This is a genomic window from Amycolatopsis alkalitolerans (assembly GCF_006152065.1).
GTDB lineage: Bacteria > Actinomycetota > Actinomycetes > Mycobacteriales > Pseudonocardiaceae > Amycolatopsis_E > Amycolatopsis_E alkalitolerans.
In genome coordinates this window covers 364,635-377,053 of record NZ_VDFW01000001.1, presented here as the reverse complement: position 1 = coordinate 377,053, position 12,419 = coordinate 364,635, and the positions used below count along the sequence as shown (strand labels likewise).

Below are 12,419 nucleotides of genomic sequence, written 5' to 3'. Positions count from 1 at the left end.
CTTCGCCTCGTCTACCGTCTTCCCATGCAGATCACGGCCCGCGACGTGCCCGCGCTCGAACGCGGTGTCGCGCTGCTCGGCTCGGGTGGCGGCGGGGACACGATCACGGCCGCCGCCTTGCTGCGCAACTGTTTGCCCGCCGAACTGACCCCGGTCGCCGGCCTCGCGCCGGACGCGAAGGTCGTGCCGGTCGGGGTCATCGGGGCGACGGCGGTGTTCACCGAGAAGCTCCCCGGCGGCGATGAGATCGCGACGGCCGTCGCGGCGATCGAGCGGTGGACCGGTGAGCGGGCCGACGCGCTGATTTCGATCGAGGTCGGCGGGCTCAACGGGGTGATGCCGATCGCCGCCGCGCACGACCTCGGCCTGTCCATTGTGGATGCCGACCTGTCGGGCCGCGGCCTGCCCCGGCTCGATCAGCTGTCCGTCGCGACGGTGGGGCGTGGCCTCGCCCCGGCGGTCGTCGCCGAACCGAGCGGCCAGGTTCTGGTGCTGGCCAGCGGTTCTGACGCGACGATCGAGCGCACCGCGCGCGCCTTCCTCGCCAGCTCGAGCGGCTGGGCGATCCTCGCGCTCGCGCCGATCCCCGCGCCGGAACTGTCCGAGGCGGCGGTGCCCGGCTCGATCAGCGGCGCGCTAGACCTGGGCCATCGCGTGCTGGCGATCGGCGAAAGCCCGACGGCCGCGACACTGTCCGAAGCGGTCGGCGGCGACGTGCTCGCTGCCGGTCGCGTCCTCGAGGTCGCGCGCCGGATCGGGCCCGGCGAGCACGGGCGGCCGGGGTTCGGGCGCGGGAGCGTGATGCTGACCGACCACCGCGACGGGTCCTTGCTGCGGCTGGAAATGGAGAACGAGTACCTGCTCGCGATGCGGGACGGGCGCGCGGTGGCGTCCACCCCGGACGTGCTCACCGTCGTCGACCGCCGGACCTGCGTACCGATCAGCTGCGACGCGATCCGTGAAGGCGTCGAGGTGGCGGTGTTGCGGCTGCCGGCGGCGCCGTTCTGGACCGATCCCCGCCACCTGCCCGTCCTCGAACCGCGCGCGTTCGGGATCGACACGGAACCGGTGCTGCCATGACCTTGCGCACGCTGCTCGCGACCCCGGAATGGGCCGCTGTCCGTGTCCTCGCGGGCGATCCTGATCGTCCTTTGCGGACAGTGCGCGCGACACTCGACCTCGGGCAGGTGCCGGTCGCGGACGAACTCGTGGTGCTCGCGGGTCCGGTGTCTCCGGCCGATTGGCGGATCGACGCCCTGCTGCGCCGCAGTGCCGACGCCGGAGGAACAGGGCTGCTCCTGCCCGCCGTGGAGCCGTTGACGGGCACGCGCCTACTCGCGGACAGGCTCGGCATTCCGTTGCTGGTCAGCGAAACCGACCCGCTGGAGCTGCTGGTGAGCGCGCGGTTGCACCTCGTCGCCCCGGACCTCGACCGGGCACAGCTTGTGCTGGCTACGCATCGTGCGCTCGACGACCGGCCGCATTCGCCGGACCAGGCTGTCGCGGTGCTGCGGGAGTTGCTGCGCGCTCCCGTCGCGCTGCTGGACAACCAAGGTCAGCCGTTTGCCGGCGAACTCGCCGAAGCCGGTCTCGTGCGAGCCGAAGAGCCTGTGCCCCAACGGATCGATCTCGACGACGGGGTGCTGCTGGCGCATCCGGCGTTACATCCCAGACCCGGATTGTGGGTCGCGACGGCCCTGAAAGGAATCGCGGCGGCGCGGGCGGACGTCGTACCGCCCGCGCTCGCGGTCGCGGCGAGCGCGGTGCAGCGGTGGTTGCTGGCGAACCGGCTGGAGCTGGAACGGGACGCGCGTTCGCGGACGGCGTTGCTCACCGATCTGCTGCGGCTCGACGCCGAGCCAGGCGCGGATCTGCGCCGCCGGATCGCGGACGCGGGCTGGCGGCTCGGCGGCTGGCATATCGGGATCCGCGTCGGCGCGTCGTCCACAGTAGACACGGTGGCGCGGACCCATGAGGTGGTGCGCGCGCTCGGGGCGGAGGACACGGTGATCGCCGAGCACGGCGAGGGGTGGACGGGCTGGCTCACGCTCGATCAGGAGCCGACCGCCGCACGCGTGCGAAAGCTGGCGGCACGGCTGCGCGCGGCGCACAAGGCGCTCGGTCGCACGCTGGTGACGCATATGGGCGTCGGGCGGCCGTACCCGCGCGCGGAGGGGCTCGCGACGACGATCGCGGAAGCGACCGATGCCGCGCGCCTGGCCGCGACCCGGCCGGAGGCGGGGCATTTCCTGCACGTCGACCAGCTCGGGATGGCGCAGCTGCTGCTGGAATGGACACGCACGGACACGTTCGAACCGGCGGCGCGTGCCCTTGTCGCGCCCCTGCAGCCGGCGCCGGGTGATCTCGTGCGCACCCTGGCCGCATACCTCGACGCTGAGTCGTCGCTCGCGGAAACGGCCGCGGTGCTGGGCGTGCACCGAAATACGGTGGCGGCACGGATCGCGCGGGTGGAACAGTTGCTGGGCGTGGATCTGACGCGCCGGGACGAGCGGCTCGCGCTGCATCTGGCCTGCCGCACGGTGACCATGGGAGACTGATGGACGAGGTCTTCGAGCATCCCCGGCTGGTGCCGATCTACGACACGCTCGAAGGCGCCCGCCCGGATCTCGAGGTCTACGCGGCCGTCGCCGAGGCGCTGGGTGCGCGTCACGATGACCGGGAACGTGGCCCAGGCCATCGTTTCGCCCGATGATTGGGAAGGCGCGCTTCGCGGCATCCACACGGCGTTACGCCCCGGCGGGCATCTCGTGTTCGAGACCCGTGACCCGGCGTATCGGGGATGACAGGAGTGGACGCGGGGGGCTTCGCACCGGGTCACCGGGGAGGTCGAAAGCCGGGTCGAACTCGTCGAGGTGAGCTTGCCGCTGGTGACTTTCCGGTGGACGTACCGGTTCGCCTCGGACGGGCAGGTACTCACGTCGGACTCGACGCTACGGTTCCGCGACCGGGATGAGGTCGAGGAAACCCTGGAGGCGCAGGGTTTCCGCATCGACGAGATCCGCGAAGCACCGGACAGGCCTGGACGGGAGTTCGTGTTCATCGCATCCCGCTGAGGCAGCCACCTCATTCGGCCAGCCTGGCCAGGATCCGGTCCAGTGCGGCCAGATCCTCTTCCGGCAGGGCGAGCAGCGACGCCGGCGCCCGCTGGAGGATCTGCGCCGACGTGTCGGACACCGCCCGGCCGGCCGGTGTCACGCTGACGATCTTCGAGCGGCGGTCCTCGGGGTGGACTTCGCGCTGCACCAGGCCGCGCCGTTCGAGGTCGTCGACCAGGACGGTCGCATAGGGCCGGTCCGTCAGCAGCTCCTCGGCCAGCTCCCGCATCGTCATCGGGCGCGCGGCCAGGCGCCGCAGGGCTTTCGTCTTCACGAAACTCATGCCGAGCGCGTCCACGACCTCCTTGCGCCGGTCGTTGCGCTCCAGCACGAGATCGAGCATGCGGCCCCACGCGCGGGCCGCGACATCGTTCACCGCGCGCCCGCCTCGAGCATCTCCGCTTCGACGAACCGCGCCGCCGTCCGGCGCGCCCATGGGCCGGTCGTCACGAACCCGAGCACGAGAACCGCGACTCCGCATCCAGCCATGATCCACCATGCGGCATGGCTCGCGGCCGCGAATCCGGTCTCGATCGGGCCACTGACGCGTGAGGTCACCACCGCGCCCAGCACGGCGACACCCAGCGCACCGCCGACCACCCGGCTCGTCGACGCGACCGCGGCGGCGACCCCGGCCTGTTCCCTCGGCATCCCGGCGACGGCGGTGTTCGTGATCGGCGGGTTGACCATGCCGAACCCGACCCCGAACACGAAGTAGGTCAGCACCAGGAATCCCAGCGACGAATGCGCGGTCAGCCAGGTGAGCATCAGCGCCGAGGCGGCGATGCCCACGCCACCGACCACGAGCGGCAGGCGCGGCCCCCAGCCGCCGACGATCCGCCCGGACACCGGCGAAAGGGCGAGGATCATCGCGGCCGCCGGCAGGGTCAGCAACCCGGCGTGCAGCGGCGAGTACCCGCGCACGTTCTGCAGGTAGATCGCGTTGAGGAACAGGAACCCGCCCATGCAGGCGAAACTGCACACCGCGATCAGCGTCGCCCCCGAGAACGGTGCGCTGGAGAAGAACCGGGGGTCGATCAGCGGCTCCTCGCGGCGCTTCTCGTACGGCACGAGGAGCGCCACCGCGAGCACAGCCAGCGCGAAGCAGCCGATCGTCTGCGCGGAACTCCAGCCCGCGCGCGGTGCCTCGATGATCCCGTAGGTCAGGCTGCCGAGGATCACGACGATCAGCGACTGCCCGACCGGATCCACCCGGCGCGCGCGGGCCGCCCGCGATTCGGGCACGAACACCGCGGCCAGCACGAAGGCCGCGACCCCGATGGGCACGTTGATCCAGAAGATGGACCGCCAGCCGATCGCGTCGACCAGCGCGCCCCCGACGACCGGCCCGAGCGCCATGCTGACGCCGAACACCGCGCCCCAGATACCGATCGCGCGCGCCCGCTGCTTCGGATCGGTGAACGTGTTCGTGACGATCGACATGGCCACCGGGTTGAGCATCGATCCGCCGACGGCCTGGATCATGCGGAACACGATGAGCAGCCCCACGTTCGGGGCGAGGCTGCACAGCAGCGAGCCGAGCGTGAACACCGCGAGGCCGGTCTGGAACGTGCGCCGCCGCCCGAGCCGGTCAGCGGTGGAGCCCGAAAGCATCAGCAGGCTGGCGAGGACCAGCGAGTAGGCGTCGATGGTCCACTGCAGGCTCGACACCCGGGTGGAGAACTCACGCTGGATCGACGGCAGGGCCAGGTTGACGATCGTGTTGTCCAGCGACGCGACGAACAGGCTCGTGCAGCAGATGGCCAGCACCAGCAGCTTCCGGCGGTAGGTCAGCTCCGGCAAGAGCGCTCCCAAATAGTTGTACACCTATAACAGTTAGCATAGTACAACTTCTATTTCTGGACAGGTAATCATCCAATGATTTAATGTTTGTCCTGGCCGTCGTCGAAGAGAGGAACAGCTTGTGGCTGGTGTGAGGCGTAGTGCGGCGTGGTTCGGTGCGTCCGGCCGGGCGGGGATGATCTACCGCTCGTGGATGCGGAATCAGGGTTTCGGCGCGGGGGTGTTCGACGGACGCCCGGTGATCGGAATCGCGACGAGCGCGTCCGAACTGGCGCCGTGCAACGCCCACCTGGACCGGGTCGCGGACGCGGTGCGGCGCGGGGTGTGGGCCGCGGGCGGGTTCCCGCTGGTGTTCCCGACCATGTCCACGGGTGAGTCGTTGATGCGGCCGACGGCGATGTTGTACCGGAACCTGATGGCGATGGAGGTCGAAGAGCTCATCCGCGCCAACCCCCTCGACGGTGTGGTGTTGCTCTCCGGGTGCGACAAGACGACCCCGGCGATGCTGATGGCCGCGGCGAGCGTCGATCTGCCCGCGGTGATGGTGACCGGCGGCCCGATGCTGAACGGGAAGTACCGGGGCCAGGACGTCGGGTCCGGCACGCATGTGTGGAAGTTCGAGGAGGAACTCAAAGCGGGCCGGATGACCCAGGAGGAGTGCTACTTCGCCGAAGGCTGCATGGCCCGCTCCAACGGGCACTGCATGACGATGGGCACCGCCTCCACGATGGCGTGCATGGCCGAGGCGCTGGGCATGCAGCTGCCGGGGTCGGCGACGTGGCCGGCGGTGGACGCGCGCCGGTTCGAAATCGCCCAGGATGCCGGGGGCCGGATCGTGGAGATGGTCGAGGAGGACCTGCGCCCGTCACGGATCTTGACGCGGGAGGCGTTCGAGAACGCGATCCGGGTCAACGCCGCAATCGGCGGATCGACCAACGCGATCATCCACCTGCTGGCGATCGCCGGCCGGGCCGAGGTTCCGCTGCGGCTCGGCGATTTCGACGCGCTGGCGCGTGAGGTGCCCACGCTGGTCGATCTGATGCCCTCGGGCCGGTTCCTGATGGAGGACTTCTGCTACGCCGGGGGCCTGCCGGTGGTGCAACGCCAGCTTCTCGACGCGGGACTGCTGAACCCGGCCCCGGTCACCGTCACCGGCCTCGGCGTCGCCGACACCGTGGCCGGCGCCGAAAACTGGAACCCCGAGGTGATCACCTCGACCGGCGAGCCGTTCCAGCCGGCCGGCACCGGCACCGCCGTCCTCACCGGCAACCTCGCCCCGGGCGGGGCGGTGATCAAACAGTCCGCCGCCTCCCCGCACCTGCTCACCCACACCGGGCAGGCGCTCGTGTTCGACACCGTGGAGGACTACCACGCCGTGTCGGACGACCCGGATCTCGACGTCACCCCCGACACGATCCTGGTCATCAGGGGCGCCGGCCCCAAGGGGTATCCGGGGATGCCCGAGGTGTCCAACGTCGCCCTGCCCGCCAAACTGCTCAAGGCCGGGGTGACCGACATGGTGCGCATCTGCGACGGGCGCATGTCCGGCACCGGCTACGGCACCGTCGTGTTGCACGTCACTCCCGAATCCGCCGTCGGCGGGCCGCTCGCCCTGGTCCAGACCGGGGACGAGATCACCCTCGACGTGCCCAACCGGTCGCTGACCCTGCAGGTCGACGAAGCCGAACTCGCCCGGCGGCAGGAAGCCTGGAAAGCCCCGGACAACCCCCAGACCAGCGGCTACACCTGGCTCTACACCCACCACGTCGAGCAGGCCGACACCGGGGCCGACTTCGGCTTCCTGCACGGTCGCCGCGGCCACGCGGTGCCCCGCGACTCCCATTAGGACGAACGGCGCTGCCCCTGCTCGGGGAGCACGCGCGCCACGGGCGCGAGACCGGACAACTCCACCACGCGACGCACCGGGGCGCCCGGCGGCACCACCAGGTCCAGCCCGATCTGCAGTAGCCGCAACCGTTCCGCGAGCGTGAACAGCACATGCAGCCCGGCGCTGTCGAGATAGTCCAGACCCGCGAGGTCGAGCACGACCCGTATCGCGTCGTTGGTGATCACCGCGTGGATCCGCTGCTGGACCTCGGCGGCGTTCGCGAGGTCGATCTCGCCGGCGATCCGGACCAGGACCTCGCCCCCGTCCACGCTGGCGCTGAAGTTCGCCGTGGTCATTCCGGTCCCTCCGGCCACAGCCGGCGCCGGATGACGACCGTGGTGCCTTCGGTGCCGCGCTCCACGTGCACGTCACCGCATTTGCCCATCAGGGTCAGCCCGCGCCCGCGGTTCTTCCCGCGTGCCGGACGCCAGCGCCCGCTGTCCCGAACGGTGATCACCACCTCACCGCGGAGCCGTTCGAGCCGCACGCGCACGTCACCGCCGGCCGGGCCGTACGCGTGCTCGACCGAGTTGGTGCACGCCTCACCAGCCGCCAGCAGGAGATCGCCGCCGACATCGCCGCCGATCCCCGTGGACGAAAGCCACCGGCGCATCGCCGAGCGGATGTCCTTGAGCGATTCGGGTACCGCGGACACCGCGATCTCCATCGCCCCGATCTCGGCCTCGCGCCGGACGGCGAGCAGTGCGACGTCGTCTCCTGGCACGTGGTCACCGATGAGCGCCGACATCACCCCGGTGCACACCTCTTCGGCCGGGCCTTCGGCAACCGTCGAACGAAGCAGTTCCAGACCGGCCTCGATCGGCGCGTGGCGGCGCTCGACGAGACCGTCGGTGTAGAAGCAGGCGACGGTGCCGGGCGGCAGCGCCACCGAGGTGGTGTGCCGCCGCGGTTCGCGGACCGTACCTATCGGCGGATCGACCGTCAGTTGGGCGAACTCGGCCGGCGCGCCGCGGCGAGCCAGCACGGGCGCGAGGTGGCCGGCCGAAGACAGGTGAAGCCGGTCGAAACCGGGGTCGAGCGTGCCATAGAGGACGGTGGCCATCATGCCCGGCTCGAAATGCTGCAACTTGCGGTCGAGCCGCGTGAGCACGTCGGCCGGGTCGGTCGTCTCGAGCGCGTACGCGCGCAACGCGCTGCGTACCCGGCCCATCACGACGGCCGCCGGCAGATCGTGACCCACCACGTCGCCGATCACGATGCCCAGGCAACCGTTGGGCAGCGAGAACACGTCGTACCAGTCCCCCGCGAAGTTCGAGTGGCCGCCGGGCACGTAGCGGGCGGCGAAGTCCAGCGACGGGATCTCCGGCAGGTTCGCGGGCAACAGGCTGCGCTGCAGCGCCGTCGCGGCCTGGGCCTGCTGCAGACGGATCGACAACGCGTAGCTTTGCGCCGCGGCCTGCAGGGCTTCGACGTCCTCCTGGGTGAACTCGCGTGGTGTGAGGCTGCCGACGTGCAGCACACCCACCACCTCACCGCCGGCCAGGATCGGGACCCCCAGCAGGCTCTGGATTCCCTTTTCCCACAACAGCTTGTTGAACACCGTCGTGCCGTCGACGCGATCCAGCGTCACCGGCCGCCGCTCGGCGGCGACCCGCCCGGCGAAGCCCTGGCCGACCGGGATGCGCACGCCGTGGCGGACCTCGAGCTCGATGCCCACGGCGGCGGACGCGACGAGCTCACGCCCGCCAGGTGCCAGCAGCAGGACCACGACGGTGTCCACCCGTAGCTCCTGGCAGACCCGATGCAGCAGCGCGCTGTCGGCGTGGGTGTCGGTCACCGTACTGACCGGGCGACGCCAGCCTTCCGCGCTCGCCGTCCTTGCCATAGTCGGTGGTTAACCAGCCTCGGAACTCGGGAAACTCACGTAGGGACTTCGGCCAAGGTAACTCCGTCCTCCCACGGCCGCCAACCAGCGGGAAATACCTCGCTTTCCGTATACCCTCGGCTACCCCGGGTGGATCATCCGCGCTCGATGAGGTGACCGACGACATCCGGCCCCGGATGAGCGGCACCGGACCCGTCGCGGCGGACGGTCGGCTCGGGCAGCTCCACCGGATCCCCGTTGCGAGCCGAACCCGCCGGTCGCGGACCGATCCACGCCACCGTCACCGCGTGCTCACCCTTGAGGAACCGGTGCGCACGCACGCCTGACGTCGCGCGGCCCTTCGCCGGGTATTCGGCGAACGGGGTCGTCTTCACCGTCTGCCCGGTCGCCGTCACGACCATCGGCTCACCGTGTTCCTGATCGTCCGTGCGGACCGCGCCGAAGAACACCACGTGCGAGTCCGGCACGAGCTTGATCCCCGCCATGCCGGCGCTCTTGAGCCCCTGCGGGCGCACGAGCGACACGGACAACCTCAGCAGCGACGCGTCCGACGTGACGAACGCGAGCGTCTCGTTCCGGTTGGTCAGCCAGGTGGCGCCGACCAGCTCGTCGCCGTCCTTGAGGCTGATGATCTCGAACTCGTCCGCTCGCACCGGCCATTCGGGCGCGCACACCTTCACCACGCCCTGGCGGGTACCCAGCGCGACCCCGGGCGAATCGGCCGCCTGCTCGCCGAGCGGGGCGATCCCGATGACCTTCTCGCCGTTGTCCAGCGGCGCCAGTTCACGCGCGGCCATCCCACCGCGCATCGACACCGTGCCCGCCTGTTCCGGCAGCACGGGCAACGGGAGCACGTCGATCTTGAACGCCCGCCCGCGGTTCGAGATCAGCAGGACCTGGCCTCGTGCCGTCGAGTGCACGAGGGCCGCGACCGCGTCGTGTTTGACGCGCCCGTGGCGAAGGCGGCCCTCCGGGGCCTCCTCGGACTCGGCGGCCGAGCGCGCGACCAGCCCGGTGGCCGAGAGGATCACCTGGCACGGGTCGTCCGCGACCTCGCGCGGGCCCGCCGGCTGCGAGGCCGCGAGCACCTCTTTGAGATCCCCGTCGATCAGCGCGGTGCGCCGTTCGGTGCGGAACTCCTTGGCGATCTTGGCCAGCTCGGCCGAGACGACCCGCTTGAGCTCCCGGTCGTCCTCGAGGATCTTGGTCAGCTCGGCGATCTCGTCGCGCAGCCTGTCCTGTTCCTCTTCCAGTTCCAGCTTGTCGTACTTGGTCAGCCGCCGCAGCGGGGTGTCCAAAATGTACGTCGCTTGGATCTCGGACAGCTTGAAGCGCTTCATCAGGCCGTCTTTGGCCTCCTGCGCGTTCTCGCTGTTGCGGATCAGCCGGATCACCTTGTCGATGTCCAGCAGCGCGATCAGCAGACCCTCGACCAGGTGCAACCGCTCCTCGCGTTTGCGCCGCCGGTACCGGGTCCGCCGCGTGACGACCTCGTAGCGGTGCGAGAGGAAGACCTCCAGCAACTGCTTGAACCCGAGCGTCCGCGGCTGCCCTTCGACGAGCACCAGGTTGTTGATACCGAAGGACTGCTCCAGCGGCGTCAGCCGGTACAGGTCCGCGAGCAGCGGTTGCGGGTTCACCCCGACCTTGCACTCGATGACCAGGCGGGTGCCGTTCTCGCGGTCGGTGAGGTCCTTGACGTCCGCGATCCCGGTGAGCCGCTTGGACTTGTTGACCTCGTCGGTGATCTTCTCGATCACCTTCTCCGGCCCGACGCCGTAGGGCAGTTCGGTGACCGTGATGGCCTGGCGGCCCCGGCTGCCCTCCAGCGGGCCGATCTCGACCTTCGCGCGCATGCGGACCACGCCGCGGCCGGTCTCGTACGCCTTGCGGACCTCGTCGAGGCCCAGCAACAGGCCGCCGGTCGGCAGGTCGGGACCGGGCACGAACTCCATCAGCTTGTCGAGGCTCGCGGCCGGGTGGTTGATGAGCCACCGCGCGGCCCCGATGACCTCGCCCATGTTGTGCGGGATCATGTTGGTCGCCATCCCGACCGCGATCCCGGACGTGCCGTTGACCAGCAGGTTCGGGTACGCCGCCGGCAGCACCGACGGCTCCTGCAGCGAACCGTCGTAGTTCGGCCGGAAGTCGACGGTGTCCTCGCCGAGTTCGCCCACGAGGAGCATCGCCTCGGGCGACATACGCGCCTCGGTGTTGTGGTTGACGAAACCGCCGGCGAGGAACGAGTGATCGTCGGAATCGACCCGGACCGAGTAGACCTCGGCAGGTTCGGCCGCGGCGACCTCGGTCACTTCCTCGAACCGGTAGCCCGAGTCCATGACCGGCAGGATCGTCGCCAGCACCTCGGTGTCCTCGATGTGGTCGATGATGCGCAGCCGCTCGGTCTCCCACCGCTCGATGCGATCGAAGTTGTGCTGGGTCAACCATTTCCGGCCGCTGCCCCGGCGGTCGAAGTCGAGCGCACCGCGGACGTAGTCGGCGACGAACGGCACCCGGTCACCGCTGAGGCGGTGCGGCCTCAGGCCGGAGCGCTTGAGCAACTCCTGCAGCTTGGCCTGCTTGGTCTTGAGGAACCCGACGCGCTCGGCGAAGGCGCGGACGTTACGCAGCCCCGACACCACGAGCCGATGCTCGACCGAGCCGTTGGGGCGGGTGTATTGCCGGTGCGTGGCGATCACGCCGAACTCGGCGAGCAGTTCCTGGAGTTCCCAGGCGAGCCGTTCACTGTAGCTGCTGTATTGGATCGTGAAGCCGTCAAGGGCGACACGGCAGCCGCCATCACCTTCGAAGGCAGCCATCAGGAACGCGCGCTTGACTCCCCAAGTGCCGTTCCAGATGAACTCCGGCACGACTTTGTCCCGGGCCTGATGGCCGGCACATTCGGCGAGCGGGCTCGCCCGGAGGGCATCCGTGCCGCCGCTGAACTCCTGGACATCCAAGCCTTCGGAGACCCCGGCGCCCGCGAGCACGCCGACCATGTACTCCCGGGCGGTCGGAACGACCTGCATCCAGGCGTTACGAGCGATGCACACCACTGCACCCGACTTCACCTCGTCGAGCCGCCGCCATTGGAAGAGCGGCACGCCGAGCGGTGCCTCCAGGCAGAGGACGAGGTGGTTCTGACTGCCGCGCAACGAGAAACCCGACTTGGTGGTCATGCGGATCGTCGGATGGACGCCCGAGTTGAACACCTTCGACACATGGACCGGCTTCCCGTCCTTGTCGAGGACTTCGAAGTCGGCGTCGGCCTCGGAGTCGGCAGGCAGGTTCACCACATCGGCAATACGTGGGCTCGATCCGTCAGCCAGCCGGATGCGCGTGTCTCCGATGACGCAGTACCGCGATGCTGCCGGTCCATCATCTGGGCTACCGAAGTTGCCATGCCCGTCGACCAGCGGGGCGTTCATCGAGAAGTCCTGCGCCAGGCGGACCATCGCGTCGTAGATCGCGCTGTCGCCGTGCGGGTGGTAGCGGCCCATCACGTCACCGACCACGCGCGAGCACTTCACGTACGCGTGGTTCGGCCGGTAACCGCTTTCGCTCATCGAGTACAGGATCCGGCGGTGCACCGGCTTGAGACCGTCGCGCGCGTCGGGCAGCGCCCGCGAGTGGATGACCGAGTACGCGTACTCCAGGTACGAGTCCTCCATCTCGGTCTTCACCGGGTTGTCGAAGACGTTCGCGCCCGCGTTGTCGAACGCGCTGGGATCGACGCGCGTCGTGGGGGTCTTGCGCCTGGCCATGG

The 12,419-nt window shown here is 69.8% G+C and carries 9 protein-coding genes and 3 pseudogenes; 5 read left to right on the top strand and 7 right to left on the bottom strand.

Annotated elements, in window-relative coordinates:
* Positions 1-24 precede the first annotated feature (24 nt).
* From FG385_RS01710 to FG385_RS35385, 4 genes are all read left to right on the top strand, one after another.
* Positions 25-1,080 carry a DUF917 domain-containing protein gene (locus FG385_RS01710; RefSeq protein WP_139094763.1) on the top strand — a complete coding sequence of 352 codons (1,056 nt, stop codon included), beginning with the start codon at positions 25-27 and terminating at the stop codon, positions 1,078-1,080.
* Complete coding sequence (locus tag FG385_RS01705; RefSeq protein ID WP_139094762.1) at positions 1,077-2,558, top strand: PucR family transcriptional regulator; 1,482 nt, start codon at positions 1,077-1,079, stop codon at positions 2,556-2,558. The genes FG385_RS01710 and FG385_RS01705 overlap by 4 nt, the downstream gene beginning before the upstream one ends.
* Entirely contained in the window at positions 2,558-2,713 is a 156-nt protein-coding gene (locus FG385_RS35390) for a hypothetical protein (protein WP_327436808.1), read from the top strand. The genes FG385_RS01705 and FG385_RS35390 overlap by 1 nt, the downstream gene beginning before the upstream one ends.
* Before the next feature lie 166 nt (positions 2,714-2,879).
* The gene (locus FG385_RS35385) at positions 2,880-3,074 is read left to right on the top strand and encodes a hypothetical protein (RefSeq protein ID WP_327436807.1); all 195 of its coding nucleotides are present in this window, start codon (positions 2,880-2,882) and stop codon (positions 3,072-3,074) included.
* 10 nt (positions 3,075-3,084) lie between these two features.
* Here the strand turns inward: FG385_RS35385 and FG385_RS01695 are convergent, their stop codons facing one another.
* Both FG385_RS01695 and FG385_RS01690 read right to left on the bottom strand, forming a co-directional pair.
* Entirely contained in the window at positions 3,085-3,492 is a 408-nt protein-coding gene (locus tag FG385_RS01695) for a MarR family winged helix-turn-helix transcriptional regulator (RefSeq protein ID WP_235022313.1), read from the bottom strand.
* Positions 3,489-4,919: an MDR family MFS transporter gene (locus FG385_RS01690; protein WP_139094853.1), complete on the bottom strand. Its 1,431-nt coding sequence runs from the start codon at positions 4,917-4,919 to the stop codon at positions 3,489-3,491. The genes FG385_RS01695 and FG385_RS01690 overlap by 4 nt, the downstream gene beginning before the upstream one ends.
* 121 nt (positions 4,920-5,040) lie before the next feature.
* Here FG385_RS01690 and FG385_RS01685 point away from each other — a divergent pair, with 121 nt between their 5' ends.
* The gene (locus FG385_RS01685; protein ID WP_139094760.1) at positions 5,041-6,765 is read left to right on the top strand and encodes an IlvD/Edd family dehydratase; all 1,725 of its coding nucleotides are present in this window, start codon (positions 5,041-5,043) and stop codon (positions 6,763-6,765) included.
* Here FG385_RS01685 and FG385_RS01680 read toward each other — a convergent pair.
* The 5 genes and pseudogenes from FG385_RS01680 to FG385_RS35520 form a co-directional block, all read right to left on the bottom strand.
* Positions 6,762-7,103, bottom strand: coding sequence for an STAS domain-containing protein (locus FG385_RS01680; protein ID WP_139094759.1), 342 nt, complete (start codon positions 7,101-7,103; stop codon positions 6,762-6,764). The genes FG385_RS01685 and FG385_RS01680 overlap by 4 nt on opposite strands.
* A complete protein-coding gene (locus FG385_RS01675) occupies positions 7,100-8,653 on the bottom strand; it encodes an ATP-binding SpoIIE family protein phosphatase (protein ID WP_139094758.1) in 1,554 nt (517 codons plus the stop codon). Before FG385_RS01675 ends, FG385_RS01680 begins: the two co-directional genes overlap by 4 nt.
* Before the next feature lie 134 nt (positions 8,654-8,787).
* A pseudogene (locus FG385_RS35530) lies at positions 8,788-10,869 on the bottom strand (DNA gyrase subunit A); the annotation flags it as partial.
* A gap of 390 nt (positions 10,870-11,259) precedes the next feature.
* Positions 11,260-11,478, bottom strand: a pseudogene (locus tag FG385_RS35525) (LAGLIDADG family homing endonuclease); the annotation flags it as partial.
* Between the two features lie 312 nt (positions 11,479-11,790).
* A pseudogene (locus FG385_RS35520) lies at positions 11,791-12,417 on the bottom strand (DNA gyrase subunit A); the annotation flags it as partial.
* Positions 12,418-12,419 lie beyond the last annotated feature (2 nt).

Coding starts and splice junctions, on each gene's coding strand:
- FG385_RS01675 (WP_139094758.1), bottom strand. CDS start 8,653: ATGGCAAGGACGGCGAGCGCGGAAGGCTGGCGTCGCCCGGTCAGTACG.
- FG385_RS01680 (WP_139094759.1), bottom strand. CDS start 7,103: ATGACCACGGCGAACTTCAGCGCCAGCGTGGACGGGGGCGAGGTCCTG.
- FG385_RS35390 (WP_327436808.1), top strand. CDS start 2,558: ATGGACGAGGTCTTCGAGCATCCCCGGCTGGTGCCGATCTACGACACG.
- FG385_RS01705 (WP_139094762.1), top strand. CDS start 1,077: ATGACCTTGCGCACGCTGCTCGCGACCCCGGAATGGGCCGCTGTCCGT.
- FG385_RS01710 (WP_139094763.1), top strand. CDS start 25: ATGCAGATCACGGCCCGCGACGTGCCCGCGCTCGAACGCGGTGTCGCG.